This is a genomic window from Acinetobacter sp. 22512 (assembly GCF_052044755.1).
In the GTDB taxonomy this organism is placed as follows: domain Bacteria; phylum Pseudomonadota; class Gammaproteobacteria; order Pseudomonadales; family Moraxellaceae; genus Acinetobacter; species Acinetobacter pittii.
The window spans coordinates 40995-60284 of the sequence record NZ_JBQENP010000011.1; the positions used below are offsets into that span (position 1 = coordinate 40995).

General features: G+C 40.2%; 17 protein-coding genes. 5 read left to right on the top strand and 12 right to left on the bottom strand.

Going from position 1 to position 19290, the window contains the following annotated elements:
* Window positions 1-61: 61 nt before the first annotated feature.
* From ACTJJG_RS12615 to ACTJJG_RS12630, 4 genes are all read right to left on the bottom strand, one after another.
* Complete coding sequence (locus ACTJJG_RS12615; RefSeq protein ID WP_069119537.1) at window positions 62-1732, bottom strand: GMC family oxidoreductase; 1671 nt, start codon at window positions 1730-1732, stop codon at window positions 62-64.
* A gap of 27 nt (window positions 1733-1759) precedes the next feature.
* A complete protein-coding gene (locus ACTJJG_RS12620; RefSeq protein ID WP_032056761.1) occupies window positions 1760-2653 on the bottom strand; it encodes an alpha/beta hydrolase in 894 nt (297 codons plus the stop codon).
* A 72-nt stretch (window positions 2654-2725) separates the two neighbouring features.
* Window positions 2726-3580 carry an SDR family NAD(P)-dependent oxidoreductase gene (locus ACTJJG_RS12625; RefSeq protein ID WP_068551130.1) on the bottom strand — a complete coding sequence of 285 codons (855 nt, stop codon included), beginning with the start codon at window positions 3578-3580 and terminating at the stop codon, window positions 2726-2728.
* Between the two features lie 44 nt (window positions 3581-3624).
* Window positions 3625-5112: a flavin-containing monooxygenase gene (locus tag ACTJJG_RS12630; protein WP_069119539.1), complete on the bottom strand. Its 1488-nt coding sequence runs from the start codon at window positions 5110-5112 to the stop codon at window positions 3625-3627.
* A 135-nt stretch (window positions 5113-5247) separates the two neighbouring features.
* On the opposite strand from ACTJJG_RS12630, the gene ACTJJG_RS12635 reads away from it, so the two are divergent.
* A complete protein-coding gene (locus ACTJJG_RS12635; RefSeq protein ID WP_081318519.1) occupies window positions 5248-6261 on the top strand; it encodes an AraC family transcriptional regulator in 1014 nt (337 codons plus the stop codon).
* A gap of 42 nt (window positions 6262-6303) precedes the next feature.
* Here the strand turns inward: ACTJJG_RS12635 and ttdB are convergent, their stop codons facing one another.
* From ttdB to ACTJJG_RS12650, 3 genes are read right to left on the bottom strand one after another with little or no spacing between them, the layout of a single operon-like run.
* Window positions 6304-6912, bottom strand: a complete 609-nt coding sequence (ttdB, locus tag ACTJJG_RS12640; RefSeq protein WP_000722967.1) for a L(+)-tartrate dehydratase subunit beta — start codon at window positions 6910-6912, stop codon at window positions 6304-6306.
* A complete protein-coding gene (gene ttdA / locus ACTJJG_RS12645) occupies window positions 6909-7808 on the bottom strand; it encodes a L(+)-tartrate dehydratase subunit alpha (RefSeq protein ID WP_002163154.1) in 900 nt (299 codons plus the stop codon). The genes ttdB and ttdA overlap by 4 nt, the downstream gene beginning before the upstream one ends.
* 49 nt (window positions 7809-7857) lie before the next feature.
* Window positions 7858-9156, bottom strand: coding sequence for an MFS transporter (locus ACTJJG_RS12650; protein ID WP_069119543.1), 1299 nt, complete (start codon window positions 9154-9156; stop codon window positions 7858-7860).
* Window positions 9157-9394: 238 nt separating this feature from the next.
* Here ACTJJG_RS12650 and ACTJJG_RS12655 point away from each other — a divergent pair, with 238 nt between their 5' ends.
* A complete protein-coding gene (locus tag ACTJJG_RS12655) occupies window positions 9395-10315 on the top strand; it encodes a LysR family transcriptional regulator (protein WP_069119545.1) in 921 nt (306 codons plus the stop codon).
* Between the two features lie 59 nt (window positions 10316-10374).
* Here ACTJJG_RS12655 and ACTJJG_RS12660 read toward each other — a convergent pair whose 3' ends face one another.
* The 4 genes from ACTJJG_RS12660 to ACTJJG_RS12675 form a co-directional block, all read right to left on the bottom strand.
* Window positions 10375-11253, bottom strand: a complete 879-nt coding sequence (locus ACTJJG_RS12660) for a class I SAM-dependent methyltransferase (protein ID WP_069119546.1) — start codon at window positions 11251-11253, stop codon at window positions 10375-10377.
* A 113-nt stretch (window positions 11254-11366) separates the two neighbouring features.
* Entirely contained in the window at window positions 11367-12890 is a 1524-nt protein-coding gene (locus ACTJJG_RS12665; RefSeq protein WP_069119548.1) for a flavin-containing monooxygenase, read from the bottom strand.
* A gap of 22 nt (window positions 12891-12912) precedes the next feature.
* Window positions 12913-13746, bottom strand: coding sequence for an SDR family NAD(P)-dependent oxidoreductase (locus ACTJJG_RS12670; RefSeq protein WP_069119550.1), 834 nt, complete (start codon window positions 13744-13746; stop codon window positions 12913-12915).
* Between the two features lie 65 nt (window positions 13747-13811).
* The gene (locus ACTJJG_RS12675; protein ID WP_069119552.1) at window positions 13812-14771 is read right to left on the bottom strand and encodes a metal-dependent hydrolase; all 960 of its coding nucleotides are present in this window, start codon (window positions 14769-14771) and stop codon (window positions 13812-13814) included.
* 524 nt (window positions 14772-15295) lie between these two features.
* On the opposite strand from ACTJJG_RS12675, the gene ACTJJG_RS12680 reads away from it, so the two are divergent.
* On the top strand, window positions 15296-15916 hold the full coding sequence (locus ACTJJG_RS12680) for a TetR/AcrR family transcriptional regulator (RefSeq protein WP_002163161.1): 621 nt from the start codon (window positions 15296-15298) through the stop codon (window positions 15914-15916).
* Between the two features lie 76 nt (window positions 15917-15992).
* On the opposite strand, the gene ACTJJG_RS12685 is transcribed toward ACTJJG_RS12680, so the two are convergent.
* Entirely contained in the window at window positions 15993-16715 is a 723-nt protein-coding gene (locus ACTJJG_RS12685; protein ID WP_069119554.1) for a pirin family protein, read from the bottom strand.
* 606 nt (window positions 16716-17321) lie between these two features.
* Here ACTJJG_RS12685 and ACTJJG_RS12690 point away from each other — a divergent pair.
* Window positions 17322-17549 (top strand): hypothetical protein, encoded by a 228-nt coding sequence (locus tag ACTJJG_RS12690; RefSeq protein WP_069119555.1) that lies wholly within the window; start codon window positions 17322-17324, stop codon window positions 17547-17549.
* Window positions 17550-17871: 322 nt separating this feature from the next.
* Window positions 17872-19191 (top strand): NCS2 family permease, encoded by a 1320-nt coding sequence (locus ACTJJG_RS12695; RefSeq protein ID WP_005070381.1) that lies wholly within the window; start codon window positions 17872-17874, stop codon window positions 19189-19191.
* Window positions 19192-19290: the final 99 nt, after the last annotated feature.

Sequence of the window (19290 nt, forward strand, 5' to 3'; positions counted from 1 at the left end):
AAAAAGCGAAATAAAAAAGCCTATTTTTAAATAGGCTTTTTTTATAAAACGACTCGCTAGTTTAAGCAGAAGCTTTGGTGGTCTCTATGGTTTCTGCATCTACTCTATGATCTTGCTGCTCATCCAAAGTATGTTTAGCCGGAATATAAGACATTGCGCGTTCTGCAAGTGCTGTAATGGTAAGACTTGGGTTAACGCCCAAATTGGCACCTAACATTGAACCATCCACAACGTATAAGTTTTTATAGTTAAAGACACGGTTTTGTCCATCTACCACGCCACGCTCTGGACTTGAAGCAATTGCACAACCACCCATACAGTGGGCTGTAAAAGGTACGTTAAACAAAATTTCGGTAATGGTCGTCATTGGGTGACCATTAAACATTTTGGCAACTTTTTCGGTAAAAGCATTGGCCTGTGGAATATACACAGGTAGTTTTTTACCTTCGCTCGATAACACCTTGCCAAAAGGCCAGAACCAATTACGTTTCAAGCGCATGTTGATGGAGGCATCTGCTGTTTGCATCACCAAGAAAATTAAAGTCTGACGTGCAAAACTGACCGGATTACTCATGCGAAGAAAAATAAATGGATGGCAAATGAGTGCCCATAACCAAAAGAAGATACGTGTCCAACCCGGTTTACCTTTCGCCATATAAGTACACATAAGACCCATGGCATCTGAACCAGTTTGGTAACGTGTTGCTTCAATGTGGGTCTCATGGTCAATGTAAATACTTGAACCAATGGCCACACCTTTACTCATGTCGACATCTTTACCAAAAAAACGAACACCTAAAATTGACTCAGCATTAGTACGAACCCGATTGCCCAAATCATCAGAAACATTTGGCAGAGAACCAGACTGTTTTAAACGGAATAACATCTCTTGCGTACCCAAAGAAGATGCAGAGAAAATCACATTTCGAACACACCATGTACGGCGTTGTTTGTTAAACCATGAGCTTGAACATTCAGTCGTAACTTCATAGCCATCGCTGCCATCGGCTTTACCATTAAGTGGTTTAACATCAACAACTTTGGTTTCTTCGTAAACCTTGGCACCATTTTTTTCGGCAAAGTACAAATAGTTTTTATCTAAGGTATTTTTTGCGTTGTGTTTACAACCTGTCATACAACCGCCACATGCGGTACAGGTTCCGCGGTCTGGACCTTCGCCGTTAAAATATGGGTCAGGGTAGGTCTTGCCGCCTTGTTCACCTTCGGGTGGAAAGAAAGTGGCAACACGAGTGGGTTTAAATGTATGACCAACACCGACTGCTTCACCCATTTTTTTTAGCATATGATCGGCAGGACCGAAAATTTTATTATCAGTCACCCCAAGCATGCGTTCTGCTTCAGCATAGTGCTGTGGCATTTCATTTTTCCAGTCCGCTGCATCTGCCCACGTGCCTTCATCCCAAATATGTTCAGGTGGAACCAGTAAGGTATTGGCATAGGTGATTGAACCGCCACCTACAGCATTACCGCAAATAATGGTGACATGGCGAAAAAAACGCATGTTGAAATAACCAAAAAGTTTCATGCCCGGACGCCAAATCCAGCGACGGGTATTCCAGTTATTTTTAGCAAAATCTTTAGCTTCCCAGCGTCGTCCCATTTCCATTACAGCAACAGAGTAGCCTTTTTCGGTTAGACGGCAGGCAGAAACACTACCACCAAAGCCTGAACCAATAATGAGGTAATCATAGTCATAATTGTTTGTTGTCATGCCGAGGACTCCTCTCTGGCGATATTTTTATATTGACTGTGTATGTTTATCAATGAATTGCCCAATGCGCTCAATCGAGTCATTAGATTCGTTTAGTATACCCGCGTGAAACTGAAAAACATGCCCGACTCGGTCATAAACCTTCAAGTTCGTCGGAATACCATACTTTTCGGTTTGTTCAGCGAGACGTTTTGCATCGTCCAATAAGACTTCTTCGGTACCGACATGAATTAGAATAGGAGGTAGACCAGTTAAGTCAGCATAGAGTGGGGAACAGATTGGATCGGTTAGCGATTTTTGTCCGCAATAGTTTTTTGCACACCAAGCTAACCAGTCCTCTGATAGCATCGCATCTTGAGCAGCATGAGTTTTCATCGTGCTTCCAGAGAGGCTTAAGTCAACCCAAGGTGAAAGTAAAACTAATGCCGCTGGTAACGGTAACCCTACATTTCGTATTACAATTGCAGTACTTAAACTCAGTCCACCGCCCGCAGAATCGCCAGCAATCACGAGTTTTTTCGGGTTTTGTCCTTGGGCAAGTAAAGCTTTATAGACTGCAACGACATCTTCAATAGCAGCAGGGCTTGGGTGCTCAGGGGCTAGGCGATATTCAGGTAACCAGACTTGTGCTTGAGCTGCATGTCCGATTTGCGCCGCAAGTTTGGTGTGACTTTTTGAGCTACCCACCACATAGCCTCCGCCATGTAAATACAAGATGCCGACGCCTGATTGAGTCGTTTTGGGCTGAATATGGACTGTCGGTACTTGAGCGATGGTTTGCTTTTTTGTTTTATAGCCACGTGGCCCAAGCACAATTGCACTGGCTGCATCGCTACAAAAACGTTGTAGCTTTAGTGGTGTTTTAGGGGATAAAGCTGGACGTAGTGTGGTACGAATAGTCCATGCAAGAAGCTGCTTCATAATAAGGACTCATACTAAGCATTTAATGTCAGTCAGCATCTCTTAAAATGAAGAGTATGCTGACCACTATTTTTATTTTGCTGATTTGTTGAGTAGGCGAGTTTGCAAGGCAGTGGCAGTTGCAAAAATCTTTTGGTAGCCTTGTGGCAGAATACGTTGAATCATATCAACGGCTTTCGCATCGGCTCCAATAAGTAAACGGCGACGATCTTTACGAACAGCTTCTAAAATTTGTTGAGCGGCATCATCAGCAGGGGTGCGAAGTAATTTATCGAAAGCATCCTGACTTTTTAAAGGATCCATTCCTAAAGACTGGACGCTATTATTCATGCGGGCAGCTTTGGCAATATTGGTACGAATACCACCCGGATGCACACAGGTCGCACTCACTCCAGCATTTTGCATATCAAGTTCTTGGCGCAATGATTCAGTAAAGCCACGAACGGCAAATTTACTAGCGTTATAAGCACTTTGAGTTGGTTGAGCTGTTAAGCCGAACATACTAGAAATATTAATAATATGCCCGTCACCACTTTGTTTTAAGTAAGGTAAAAACTCTTTGGTTCCATAAACTACGCCCCAAAAATTAATACCAATCAGCCATTCAAGGTCTTCGTAGCTCACACCTTCAGCCGTACTACCAATTGCGACACCAGCGTTATTAAAAATCAGGTTAACTTGGCCATGTTCATCTACTACTGCCTTTGCCCAAGTTGCAACTTCATCACGCTTAGCCACATCAACTTTTTGAGTGGTGACTTTGACAGAATAGGGTGCCAACAGCTCGACTGTTTTCGCTAATCCAGCTTCACTGATATCGGAAAGTGCCAGATGGCAACCTTGTTTTGCGAGTGCAATGGCAAGTGCTTGTCCAATACCAGAACCCGCACCTGTCACAGCTGCGACTTTATTTTTAAAAGACTTCATAAAATTCTCCGTTTATTTTTCTCATTTCCTATGGTGAAGCTTGTTTAAGAAATAGCCGAAACCTGTGTGTAGTTTTCAATATCGAAGCGACGAGTACGTTGTCGATATTCAAGAGTAAAACCTGGCCAGTTATTGGTATTTTTGCCATCCGCAGTTTGATACCAACTAGTACAACCTTGTGCCCAGACAGTTTTTTTCATTTTTTCTTGAATGCTTTGATTAAACTCATGTTGAACTTCTGCACGAACATTGGTGAACAGAAGTTTGTTTTGTAGGGTGGTCTGGATGGCATCTAAAATATAATTCACTTGGCTTTCAATCATATACACAATTGAGTTGTGCCCAAGATTGGTATTTGGACCATAGAGCATAAAGAAATTTGGAAAGCCGCTAACAGTTAAACCGAGATAAGCTTCTGCACCATCTTTCCATGTGTCTTTTAAGGTGCGGCCATCAAGACCTGTAATCTGCATTGGCGCCATAAATTCTGTTGCGGCAAAGCCCGTACCATAAATAATGGTATCGACTTCACGCAGATTTCCTTCCGTATCTAAAATGCCATTTTCAGTAATTTTTTGAATGCCCGTATTAATCACATCGACATGAGGCTGGGTCAGTGTTTCATACCAATGGTTAGAGATTAAAATACGTTTACAACCAATTGGGTAATCCGGCATTAGGCGGTGGCGTAACTTCCCATCTTTAACGACTTTACGGATGTGGCGCTGGAATAAATATTCCACCAAAGGCATTTCATTGAGTGAGGTTGTAAAGGCCAGCAAACGAATTTCATGGTGTCCATATTGCAAAGCACGGTCTAGACTTTGCAAAACTGGCAGTTTGCGGAAAGCTTTTTTCTCTAAAGGTTGATAAACCCGATCTGGTTTAGGAATCACGTAGGGTGCCGAGCGTTGATAAACATCGAGATGAGCAACCTGTTTTGCAATTTCAGGTACAAACTGAATTGCGCTTGCACCTGTACCGATCACTGCAACACGTTTGCCAGTTAAGTCATAGTCATGATCCCAACGTGCTGAGTGAAATGCCTTACCTTTGAAGTTTTCAATGCCTTTAAGTTTTGGATAAGCAGGACGGTTAAGTTGGCCTACCGCGCCCACTAAAAATTCAGCTTCAAACTGTTCGCCAGTCGTGCTTTGAATGTGCCATACACCTTGCAGCGCATCAAATTCGGCACTGGCTATTTCAGTGTTAAATTGAACATGTGGACGAATGTCATATTTATCCGCACAGTGGCGTAAATATTGATAAATCTCTTGAGATGTCCCGTAGCGATTTTTCCAGCCTAGCTCTTGTTCAAAAGAAAAAGAATACAGATGAGAAGGCACATCACAAGCAGCGCCCGGATAAGTATTGTCACGCCAGACACCACCTACATCAGCAGCTTTTTCAAAGAGCGTAAATTGTTCAAAACCTGCTTGTTTGAGACGAATGGCAAGTCCTAGACCACCGAAACCAGTACCTATAATAGCGATACGTACATTTTTATTTGAATTAGACGACGAATTAAACATGGGCTGCTCTAAATCCTTAAAAACAGTGAGCGAAAAAATCGCAATTTCCTGTATGCAGAATAGACGTTTATTAACTTGATTTAGAGGATGGATGAGGACAAAATATTGTGATTCGAGGACATTCTGAGCAATACAGTGAAGTATGCATGGGCTTTTGAACGCAGTGTACATAGTGTTCGATTAATGGCTGATTTTGCAGTGGAATCAGGCATTTCTTATCAGACGATTTTGCAAGGGACAGGGCTTAGCCAACAACAATTACTCGACCCTAATATGGTAGTGACAGGCCATCAGGAATTACAGCTGATTCATAACTTGGTTGAGCAACTAGGAGGCAGACCGACATTAGGCTTAGAAGTGGGCACACGCTATCATTTCACCACATTTGGGCCATTAGGTATGGCTCTGATGAGTAGCGCCAGCATTCGTGAAGCACTAGATTTGGCATTGACCTATTTTACATTAACCTTTGCTTTTACCCGCTTTGATGTGTCGGATACACCGCAAGGAATCCGTATCGAAATTGATGAGCAAGATATTCCATCTTCAGTGCGTCAATTCATTATTGAACGCGATGCCGCTGCGCTTATTACGGTACAGCGAGATTTGGTACAGGATAACTTTTGCCAGTATTTGGCTTTTTCTTTCCAACTCAAAGGTGATGCCGAGCCTTATCAGAACTTATTTGGTGTGATGCCAGAATTTGGTGTAGCTAAAAGCTTTGTAATTCTTGACCCGCAAAAAGTAGATCAAAAGCTACTTATGGCAAATGATTTGGTGCTACATACAGCCGAAGAACAGTGCCGTCAAATATTAGAAAAACGCCAATCACAAAATAAATTTACAACCTTAGTGCAACAGCAACTTATGAATGTGCGAGGGGAAATGCCTTCTATGGAAATAGTCGCTGACCGATTGCATTTAAATATGCGGACCCTACGCCGTCACTTGGCATTAGAGGGAATGACTTTTATTCAGATACGTGAAGAAGTCAGGCAAGTTCTAGCTGAGCAGTATTTGGCATTACCAAAAGCTTCGGTTGAGCAAATTGCCGAGTGGTTAGGTTATGCCGAACCTGCCAGTTTTATTCATGCTTATAAAAGATGGCATGGGAAAACACCTCATGCCATGCGTTTAGTACAAAAATAAAAAATGAAAGGCGCTTTTGCTTTCCTTTCATTAAGGAGCGGTTTATTTAATAAAGCTTAGTTGCTTACTGATTTTTTCTAAAATCGGGGCTTTCTTGGCCTGAAATTCAACTTTGTTTTGTTGAATCAGGTTGTTGCCTTTGGTGTCGATAGAAATAATGAGCGGACCAAATTCTCTCACACGGTTAATCCAAAGGGTTTCTGGCATACCTAGGTCTTGCCATTCAGCGCCTTCAATCTCTTCAACTAAGGTTGCTGCGAGAACTGCGCACCCACCTGGGAAAATGGCATGAACGGCAATATTTTCCTGACATCCAGCAGCTGTTTCTGGTCCCATGCCACCTTTACCCACAATAAGCTTTACGCCAGTTTGCTTGATAAATTCCCGTTCGAATTTTTCCATTCTCATACTGGTTGTTGGACCAATCGAAACCATTTCGAAGTCGTTTTCACCTTTCTTACGCACAATAGGGCCAGCGTGAAAAATCGCTCCGCCTTCAAGGTTAACTGGTAGTTCTCGACCTTGTTCGATCAGTCTGCGATGGGCAACATCGCGACAAGTCACTAAACGGCCAGTCAAATAAACCACATCACCGACTTTAAGGTCTAAAAGATCTTCATCTTTGATTGGCGTTGTCAGAATTTTTTTCATAGTACAACTCCTTCATGAGACAAGATTTCATACGACATATCTGGGTTAATCTTAATTTTGCCACGGCGATGTGCCCAGCAACCTGTATTTACGGCAACCCCAATGGTTGATGGGTGGCGCGCAGAAGATTCAATATTGACTCCCATCACACTGTTATTGCCTGTTAGTCCCTGAGGACCAATACCAATTTCATTAAGACCTTGTTCTAACAGTTGCTCCATCAAGGCAGCGCGTGGGTTATCACTTGTTGAGTCAACCGGACGCATAATCGCGAGCTTAGAAAGGCGAGCTGCTGTTTCAACTGAAGTCGATACGCCAACACCAACCAGTAAAGGTGGGCAGGCATTAACACCGCGTTCGGTAATAACATCCATCACAAATTCAGCAACGCCTTCGTAGCCTTGACCTGGCATTAAAACTTTTGCCGCACCCGGTAAGGTACAACCGCCACCAGCCATATAGACATCAATGGTACAAGTGTCGAGTTCAGGCACAATACGCCAGTCTAACCATGGAATTTGAGTGCCTGTATTCGTGCCTGTATTTTTTTCATCAAAGGTTTCCACAGCGTTGTGACGTAAAGGACCTATACGAGTTGCCTCAGCAGTTGCTTCGCTCAAAATATCTTGAAGTTCACCAAGCAAAGGGAAGTTAGCACCTGCTTCAACAAAATATTGAATAACACCCGTGTCTTGGCAGCTTGGGCGGTTGAGTTTATCCGCAGCTTGCTGATTTTCTTCCATCGAGTCATAAACTGATTTAGCCAATGGATTGGTTTCTAAAGTACGCAGTTCAATTAACTTGCTTTTCACATCTTTAGGTAGGCGTTTTCCAATATAAGCCGTAAATTTGGCCATGGTGTCCGTAAGGGACTGGACTGCAATATCTTTGTCCATGTTGTGCTCCTTGAAGAAACTTGTTCAGATCTAATTGGTGTAAAAAGGGTTATTGGGTTGCTTTGGCAGCGTTTACTTTCACTTTTTGGGAGAAGCTCAGCACTAGTGTCAGTAAGGTCGAGATAATGAGTAGTCCGGCAACAAAATAGAGTCCACCTGTGAAATCTCCAGTTTGATCTTTAATCCAGCCGATCATGGCAGGGCCTGCAAACCCACCTAAATTTCCGATTGAGTTAATAGTGGCAATGCCTGCCGCTGCGGCTGATCCTGACAAGAACATGGTTGGCATGCTCCATAGCGGTGGCTTGGCACAGCTAATACCGACATTCACAATGGTAAGTGCTGCAATTAATCCAATGACATTGTGTGTGCCTGCTGCAATTGCGAGACCAACCGCTGCGGTTAAACACGCGAGAGCAACATGCCATGTACGTTCATTGGTGCGGTCAGAGTGTCGAGACCATAAAACCATGGCAATGACAGAAATGATTGGAGGAATAGCATTTAAAAGCCCCACAGTCATAGACGTCACGCCAAGCTGTTTAATAATTTGTGGCGCCCAGATGCCGAGTGTATAAAGCCCAGCCGACGTTCCGAAATAAATCAATGCAAGAGCAAGTACTCGTGGGTTGGCAAGACCGCGAAGAATGCTGTGATGCTGAGGTGCATTTTTTCCTACATCTTCTTCCTTCATGGTTTTTACAAGCCATTCGCGTTCATCCTGTTTTAACCAAGTAGCTTGTTCAGGGCGGTCAGTCATATATTTAAAAACCACAACGCCTAAGATGAGTGCTGGTATAGCTTCAATAATGAACATCCACTGCCAGCCAGCGAGACCCCAAATTCCATGCATTTCAAGTAACGCGGCAGAGATTGGTGAACCAACTGCTGTGGCAATTGGGGCGGCTGCCATAAATAAAGCAATCACACCAGCGCGATGTCGTGCAGGAAACCAGTAAGTTAAGTACAGAATAATGCCGGGAAAGAAGCCAGCCTCGGCAACACCGAGTAAAAATCGCATAACGTAAAAGCTGGTTGAGCTTTCTACAAAGGCCATACCGGCTGCAATCAAACCCCATGTCACCATGACTCGAGCAATCCAGATACGGGCACCGACTTTATGCAAAATAATGTTGGATGGGACTTCAAATAAGAAATAGCCCAAAAAGAAAATTCCGGCACCAAAACCGAGAACCGAGGCTGTAAAGCCTAAGTCTTCTTTCATGGTGAGTGCGGCAAAACCAATATTGACGCGGTCGATATAGGCTATAAGGTATAACAACATAATAAACGGTACGATTCTCCAAGTAATTCGACGTAACGTTCGCTTTTCAATATCCATTTCCATGTCATGACTCCATATTCATGACTACCAATCCTGATTGGTAGTTTTCGCTTTCTTTACCGCTATTGATTCGGCTAGATGGCTTTTTCCCGTTGATCCACAGCATTCCTTCTGTGGACATTGTTATGCTCTTAAATAAGAGATGGCTTATGTCGGGAAACATTGAAATGGATGTTAAACCCTTTAAAAAACTGATGAATCGATATAAAGTTAAATCACTATTGCAAAAAACTTAATAATCATGAACGCAGATACGGAATTAGCTTTCTTTTGTTTATTGGTTAAACAAGGAAGTCTTGTCGCGACGGCACGAGAGTTAAACTTGACCCCACCTGCGGTTTCTAGACGTTTAACTCAACTTGAAGAGCGTTTAGGTGTAAGGCTTTTAAATAGAACAACACGCCGAATTAGTTTAACCAGTGAAGGTGAGGTCTACTTTGAAAATGCGGTTCGTATTTTAAAAGAGATTGATGAAATGGAGCGTTTGGTTTCAAGTAGTCGGGCAGCACCCAAAGGGATATTGCGTGTGAATGCTCCTTTAGGCTTTGGTCGTTCTTATATTGCGCCAGCGATTTCTACATTTGCCAAAATCTATCCTGATGTCGATGTCCAACTGCATTTAACAGACCGCCCGATTAATCTGCCAGATGAAGCCATTGATGTATCAATCCGCTTTGGCGAAATACCTGATTCACGTCTAATTGCAAAAAAATTGGCAGCCAACCGCCGTTTATTATGTGCATCACCTGGCTATTTAAAAACAGCAGGGCAACCACTCACTCCTCATGATTTAACGCAGCATCAGTGTATTGTGATTCGGCAAAATGATTCAGCTTATGGGAATTGGCGGTTAAGTCATGGCAAACAAGTTGAAACCGTTAAAGTTCATGGGCAACTGAGTACCAATGATGGTGCAGTCGCATTAAATTGGGCCTTAGAAGGCTATGGTATTTTGATGCGAGCAGAGTGGGACGTAGCAAAATATTTAAGAAGTGGTAGATTAGTTCAAGTGCTAGCGGACTATGAAACACCACCTGCAGATGTCTATGCGGTCTATTTAGAGAGACTGAATCTGTCGCCAAAAGTTGCGCATTTTTTAGATCATTTACGCCAATTTTTAAATCAGCATGTCGATGGGCCAGAGCCGCGTTCAAGCTGGTAATGGTGCTATTAATCTTGATTATAAAAAAGCCAACTTAAAGTCTAAGTTGGCTTTCAATATTATTTTCTATTTAAACGCAAATGCAATAACCGTGTTGCTGAGGTGTGGCGAATTTCATCAATTCGTGCATTAAAATATCGTTCAGTAATGGCTTCACCTGATAAGTCTTCGACCACTTCAAATCCCATCTGCTCCACTGCATGATGTAAATCTATTGGTTTAAATTGACCTAATAAAGGCTCTTTCAGCAAATGGGTAAATTGTGCAACGCCCATACTTCCAAGTCGCTCAATACCGTTTAATTCCTGAAAATCGGTCGAATAGTCGAGTACCACTTCGCTACCGTTTGCAGCAAATTCAGCAATACTTTTTAAAGTTTGCAAGGTCGTTTGCGGGTTTAAATAGTGCGTTGTGCCTAACCATGAAAAAAATGCAGGAGCAGATGAATCATAGATACTTCTGATCAGAGCTTCCGAAATAGACTCTTTTTCAAAGTTAATCGCGACAAACTCAACGGTAGTAGGAATATTTCCTAACTTTTTTAGCTTGGCTTGTTTGGCCGTTTGAGTATCAGGATGATCAACTTCAAAAATTTTCAAAGTAGGGTAATGGTGTGATTCACGTAGTGCAAAAGAGTCTAGGCCAGCACCCACTAATACATATTGTTGAGTATTTTGTTGAACTGCCTGAGCAAGTAAATCTTCGGCATAACGAGAGCGTCCGACCACTTGTCCAGTAAGTAAACCTAAAGTGCGGTTTAAAACCGCAGAATTCATCACTTTAACAATCAGTGAATTAGAGAGAAGTTTTTTCCAGCCTTTACTGGTCAGCTCAAAAGCATAAGGATCTGAAAATACAGGGTTCTGTGTATTTTGAAAATGATTGGCTCGTAAGGCAGCAGCAGCTTCAGCAGTACGACTTGATTGTCCTTCTTTCATCTTTATCCTGTTTTTTTATTTCTTGAAGATATTCAACGAAGAAGGCAGTGTATTTCATGGAAACCTAAAATACACTGCCTATTTCTTACAACGGATTTGATCGAAAATACAAATTAGTGAGTTTTTGTCGTTTGATACGTCACTTCATAATCTTTCAAATCTACTTTTTTCAAACGTTGTTTAAGTTTTTTCAATGACCAAGGCCATGCAGCAAAGTTACGACCGTTGGCATCAAGATAATAACTCTTACATCCGCCGCTATTAAATACCGTTGTTTGTAAGTGCTTTTGTACTAAATCATTATGCTTTTTAATCACATCAGATTTAACATTTAACTTGCTAATTCCTTTGTTTTTAATTTTCAATAAGCCATCTACGATATAGTCGAGCTGTGCCTCTGCTAGACCAATGAAAGAATCATAAACCAGTACGTTAGGTCCTAAAATTAAAAATGCATTTGGTACATTTTCAATGTTGGTTCCTAAATAAGCCTCTGGTGAACTATCTTTCCAAATATCTTGTAAACATTGACCTTTTTCATTGTGGACACGTTTACCAATTGGTGGATGAGATACTTCAAAGCCTGTACCCCAAATAATCACATCAACTTCGTGGCGTTCACCATTGGCAGCAACCACTGTGTTGCCTTCAACTTTCACTAAACCATGAGGAATGAGTGTGGTGTTCGGTGCTTGTAGTGCAGGGTAGTAGTTGTTAGCGAATAAAATACGTTTACAACCAATGTCAAAGTTCGGCGTTACGTTTTTACGTAGCACTGGGTCATTAATTTGCAATTTAAGTAATTGCTTACCCAATACATTTACTGGTTTTAGCGCAAGAGGGTTACGTAAACCAAAGTTAATTGCATTCAGTGTTAACGCGACACTTTTACGCCAGCTCGCCTGAATCGCCGGATATTTAGCAATCACTGATTTACTAAATTCGCTCAAGTCTGTATCTGGTTTTGGTAATACCCAAGGTGCTGTACGTTGGAATACAAAAAGTTCTTTCGCTTTTGGTTGAATTTGTGGCACAAACTGAATAGCAGATGCACCAGTACCAATCACGGCAATGCGTTTACCTGTCAAATCATAATCATGGTTCCATTTTGCTGAATGGAACATTTCGCCTTTAAATGTTTCTAAGCCTTCAAGACGTGGAATTTGAGCCTCGGTAATTGGACCTGTGGCAAAAATAACAGTTTTAGATAAATATTGACCAGTAGTGGTATCAAGCACCCACACATGACGTGAGTCATCCCATGCTGCGTTAAGCAGTTCGCTATTAAACTCGATTTTAGAGGTAACATTAAATTCGTTACTTACATCTTCCAGATAACTTAAGATTTCTGGTTGGCGTGCAAATAAATGGCTCCATTTTGCACTTGGTGCAAATGAGTAAGAATAAAGAGCAGAAGGTACATCACACCCACAACCTGGATAGGTGTTCTCACGCCATGTTCCACCCACGCGACCAGCTTTTTCAATAATCTTATAGTTGGTATAACCAACTTGATCTAGGCGAATGGCAGCAGCGATCCCTGAAATGCCCGCACCCACAATAAAAGTATCGAAAATATGGGTTGGTGATTTGACAGCTTTTTTTGCTGATGCATTTGTTTTCATTTGCGCAGTCATATGTGTACTACCTATAAATTTTTTATTTAAATAATTTGTACGATGTGCCAAGGAACTTGTTATACAAGCTTGGAGATGCACGTTTCATGAGCCAGAATAACTTTGCATCAATTTGAGGAATGGTATACAACTCATCCTGATCAAGGCGATTAAGCGTTAATCTTGCAACATCATCACTTGTGGTCAGCGCATAGTTCATCAGTGCATGGTCTGCCAGCTTTGAATAGCGTCCGGGAATTCGACCATTTTTAATGATATTGGTAGGTACCAGCGTCGGGCAGAGCACGTTCACCTTAATGTTAAACTTACGCAGTTCGGCAGAAAGCGTTTCTGAAAGCGCACGCACACCCGCTTTAGTCACGTTATAAGCAGTCATTTCTGGGGCAGCCGTGTAAGATGCCGCAGATGCCACATTAATAATCGCGCCGTAACCTAACTTTTTAAACTTGGGAACAAATGCATGGCAACCGTGAATAACACCCCAAAGGTTAATATTCATGACCCAGTTCCAGTCTTCTAGACTGAGTTCGTCAAATTTACCGCCTAAACCTACTCCAGCATTATTAATGACAAGAGTCACAGGGTGCCCAAGTAAGATTTCAGCAGTTTCAGCGAGATGGTTAACTTGTTCAGCATTACCCACATCACAGCGCATAGCAAAAGCTTTTGCACCTTCTTGTTCAAGAAGTTTTACTGTTTCTTCAGCTGCTTCGAGATTAATATCTGCACAGACTACGCTGCCACCACGTTTCGCAAGTTCAATTGCAAAACTTCGACCAATTCCACTGCCTGCACCCGTCACTACGGCATAAGCTTTTTGGCTTGGTTTAACTTTCTTTTTGCCAAATAAAATCATGATTCATCCATAAATAGCTTGAAGAGATACCAGCTATCTATTTGATAGCTGGAAATGCAGGACGATTAAGACATGCGTACTGGTGGGGTAAATTCTTTAACAAAGTAAGGAGCAATTGCGCCGCCTTCGGTCAGCAATTTCTTTTTGTAATACTCAAGATATTCAGTTGTATCATGATCATTTGGATGAAAGTCTGGGCGTAAGTAGTCAAGAATTTGACCAATCGTACTGCCGAAAACTCCGTCTTTTGGACCAAAAATTAAGCCTACACCGCGACGAGCATCTTTCCAGAATTTCAAAGTCAGTATCTCTTGTGGCTTTCTTAACACAGGCACAAATAATGTAGTCGCAGGGATTAAACCTAAAATGGTAAATAGCGCGAGGAAGAAACCAGACGCACGTAGTGCATAACTACCATTTAAAAGTTGATAGACATCGTAGGCAATATCTTTATGCTCAGACTCTTCAAGCATATGCCACATCCACAATGCACGGCTTTTTTCATCATCTGAATAATAGAAATTCTTTTCATGCTTCATCATGTATTCAGCAAGTACCGCAGTAAAATGCTCAATACCCGCCATCATTGATAATTTGAGTGGCTGTGGAAACTTTAAGAAAACATACTTAAAGAAGTTTGAGCCAAGAAAACGATACAGCGCGACAGGATATTCAGCATCTTGAAGGGCATCGTTATATTCATTGTGCAATTTAGAATGAATTGCTTCTTGGCCAATCAACGACGTTACTCGCTGCTTTAATATTGGATCTTTGATAAATTCACGGTGATGGCGAGCGGTTTCAATAACCAGATCTTCACCGTAAGTTAAAAACACCGAAAGTGTGGCAAAAAACAAAGTAGCAAATTGATTGTCCATATAGAATCTGACATCAATTTCTTTACCATCAAAACCAATATTTAAATGTCTGATTGGAATTGAACTTTTGCTAGCAAAATCTGGTAGCTCAATTTCACGCTGAAATTTAAGCTTGTTGAATGATTTTTTAACTGCGGTCGAGATCATGGCGACACCCTGAGGCAAAGTAGTGGTGCATTTTGATGAAAATCAATAAACTCAATGATCAACAAAGCACTGTAAAATTCCATTTTCAAAAACAGATGATTTTCTGCATTGACTACGGTGTTGTTGCTCCGTTATTTGTTTGATTATTTGGCTGAATAACGGAAGAAGAACCGAGGCAGACAAGAGCTGCTGAATGACTCTTCTTTAATTTTTTCATATTAATCTGACATTATGTTCGGATTCAATTCGGGTAAATTTTTAAATATATAAAAGTATTTTATAGACATTTCTTGTAATAATTTTTCTAAATAAATTGATTTTATCTTTTTGAAAAATAATAAATTAAATTTATTTCTAATCTCTGGAAATAATGAATTAAAACATCAATTGATTGATAAATTGAGATCTATTTTTCTCAGTTTTTTCACTTAAGTTTGACAACTATTCGGATTTTGTTTTTTTATTTCTACCGAGTTAGATTACATGCTAATCTGACTTTATGTTCGGATTATTAATTAGATCGTATGACTACGCGTAAACCACGTCAAACTCGAGCTAAAGTCACTGTCGACACGATTATTGAAGCAGGTTTTATTGCCGTGGCACTTCATGGACCGAGTGGAACCACGACACGTCATATTGCAGAAATTGCAGGAGTGAGTGTCGGGTCTTTATACGAATATTTTAAAAATAAAGAAGAAATTTATGATGCGATGAATCACTTTTTTGTTCGCGAAATTCTGGACATGATTACAGAGCTTACACCGACAATTTTACAGTTGGAGTTAGAGCCTGTCATCGAAATGATTTTTTATACTTTTAGTGATTTATTAAAGAAAAATAACGACCGCTATTTGACTGTTTTGCGTTATGCAGGAGAATTGCAGTACGACAAATACATTCCCAAAATTGAACAGGCTTTAATGGAAGTCATCATGAAATATATGATGCATAATCCAAAATACCTAAAAATCAATAATTTGCCTGTAATTACCTATATCTGTATTAATAGTGGAATTTTTAATGTCGCACGGCATCTTATTTTGCCCAACCCTTATATTAGTTTTGATGAAATGGTGCAGGGGCTAACTACTATGATTATGAGCTATATCAATACAGAGATGGCACGTTCAGAAGAGCACTGAGAAGAGTTAGAATTTTTATAAGTCCAAGTAACGATAAAAAGCCCTCACATAAAGTTTATGTGAGGGTTTAATTGTATTATGGCATGGTTGGAACTTCTTCAGGACGCATATCGAAAATCAAAATTTCGGCATGATCACCATTGGTAAACGATAAGCTTCCACCGTCACGAATACGTGCTGCGTCGCCAGTATTAAAAGTTTTACCATTTACATCAACACGACCTTTAGCAACGTGTAGGTACACATAACGACCATCAGGAATCACAAAGTCAGCAGTTTCTTCACCATCAAAAAGACCTGAGTAAATATTAATGTCTTGTTTGATCGATAAAGTTTTCTCGCCACCTTTTGGTGAGATGATCAAATGCAATTTACCGCGTTTGTCTGCTTCATCAATATGAACTTGTTGATAGCCAGGTTCTGTATTCACTTCATTTGGAACAACCCAAATTTGCAAGAAATGAACGCCTTCTTGAGCTGAGTGGTTAAATTCACTATGAGCAACACCACGACCTGCACTCATCAGCTGAATGTCACCCGGCACAATCACAGAGCCTGTACCCATCGAATCTTTATGCTCTAATGCACCTTCAAGTACATAGGAAATAATTTCCATATTACGGTGAGGGTGAGTACCAAAGCCTTTAGATGGAGCAACGTTATCATCATTAATTACAAGTAGATCCGAAAAACCAACTTGTTTAGGGTCCCAATAGTTAGCAAATGAAAAGCTATGTTTTGATTTTAACCAACCATGATGTGCTGCACCACGCTCGTGAGATAAACGCATATCAAACATGATGTATTCTCCTCATTTAATTTTTTATCTGAGTACAGTTTATCGTAGCGTTTATTGGAGTGAATCTATGAAAATAGAAAGCTTGGTGCGATTTATAGAACGATGAAACTTGGACGTAATTTTGCTAGTCAACCAATAGAGTCAACGGAGAAAAAATATTTTTTAAATAAGATGAAGATTTCTTTGAGCTGAATTTTTACTTTAAAAGCTAAACATGCAACATAGAAATTAGTCGCTAAAGAAACAATTTTAAAGAAAAGTACATTAACGAAAATAGCTCCTTTTTATTTCATTTAAAGCTTAGCAAATAAAAAGAAATTTCAAGCCGTATACACATTTGTCTATGCTCTATCTTTAAAATAACTTAAGAGTTAAAACCGATAAAAAGATAATATTAAAAATAACTAAAATAAGCTCTTATTAAATAAAGTTACTTTTCAATGGAAAAGTTTAGTATTTATTGGGTTTTTTAATGATATTTTTAAAATAACTTTTATTTTCAATAATTTGAATAAGAGTGTCTTATTGTAAATAAATGTGAAAATATTCACAAAGCTATAATTTTTTGTTAAGATCATTAACATTAAAAACATAGAGATAATAATAATGATCAATAAAGTATTAATAGTGTTGTCTGTGGGTATTGTCTTTGTATTAGGGTATTGGGCTTATTTAGATACTCAAAATAAAAGACATCAAGAGCTAATGCAGATCATACAAGAAGCTGAAAAAAACCTACAAAGTATCGAACGAAATCCGAATCATGCTCATCACAGCAATTTAGCTTCTTTTCATATGCAACAATATATAGGCGAGAAAAAAATTATTTTCTAGCAATAACGAGCTATAAATTTCTAACTTTTTACAGTGTCATTGGTCATATCTTTTCATAAATTTTGATCATGTTTCTGTTGAATCTGTTAAACTTATTGAACGTATAGTAAAAAAGCTGCATAGGGGTTATGCAGCTTTTTTGTGTTTCAAGAGGGGCTGTGGTTATTTGCTATGTATGAAAACAGACATCAAATGAGTGGCATATTTGTTGCTTCTTAAATTTGAGATTCTTGTTTATAGGACTGAACAGAAAAACAATATTGTTCAGCGACCTACATAGACGTAAATATTCCACAGTTCAGATTTTGCATAGAGGCTACTTATGGCGGCGCCCAATTCTTCGGCAGGCTGGTTAGAGCGTTTATTTAAACTAAGCGACAATAAAACCACTTTCCGAACTGAAGTTCTTGCTGGTGTAACTACATTCCTAACGATGTGTTACATCATTATTGTCAATCCACTCATTTTATCTGAAACCGGCATGGATCATGGTGCCGTATTCGTTGCGACCTGTTTGGCAGCAGCAATCGGATGTTTAGTAATGGGGATCATTGCTAATTATCCAATCGCACTGGCCCCTGGTATGGGTTTAAACGCTTACTTTACCTACTCGGTTTGTATGGGAATGGGCGTGCCATGGCAAACAGCTTTAGCCGCTGTTTTTGTTTCAGGCCTTGTCTTTCTTGCAATTAGTTTCTTTAAAATTCGTGAAGCGATTGTTAATGCGATTCCAATGTCACTTAAGTTTGCAATCGGCGGTGGTATTGGTTTGTTCCTAGCACTGATTGCACTAAAAAATGCTGGAATCATTGTTGATAACCAAGCGACATTAGTCGGTTTGGGCGATATCAAACAGCCTACAGTATTATTAGCGTTATTCGGATTTTTAATGATTGTGGTTTTACACCAGTTAAAGGTTCGCGGTGCAATCATTATTAGTATTTTAGTTGTTACAGCCATCGCTACTGCTTTAGGTTTAAATGAATTTAAGGGTGTAGTGGGTCAAATTCCTTCAATTGCACCAACATTCATGCAAATGGACTTTGAAGGTCTATTTACTGCAAGTATGGTCGGCGTCATTTTCGTATTCTTTATTGTCGACTTGTTTGACAGTACAGGTACTTTGGTTGGTGTTTCACACCGTGCAGGTCTTTTACAAGACGGTAAATTACCTCGTTTGAAGAAAGCATTATTCGCAGACTCTACTGCAATCGTTGCAGGTGCCGCATTAGGTACATCTTCAACTACACCATATATTGAATCAGCTTCAGGTGTAGCAGCAGGCGGACGTACTGGTTTAACTGCTGTTGTGGTTGCAGTCTTATTTATCTGCTGTTTATTTTTAGCACCTCTTGCTCAATCTGTACCAGGTTTTGCAACGGCGCCAGCTTTATTGTTTATTGGTGTGTTGATGATCCAAGGGATCACTCACATTGATTGGGATGATATTACTGAAGCTGTTCCAGCATTTTTAACCATTGTATTTATGCCATTCACCTATTCAATTGCTGATGGTATTGCAATGGGCTTTATTAGCTATGCATTAGTTAAATTATTCACGGGTAAGGCAAAAACTGTACCGTACATGGTATGGATTATTGCTGCACTTTGGGTATTTAAATTTATCGCGTTTGGCGGTTAATATGATTTTTTGTAATTTTCTTCTTGAGCTATCTTAGACATAGTTTTCAATAAGAAGAAAATTATAAAAGGGTGTGATTTTGACCACACCCTTTTTTCT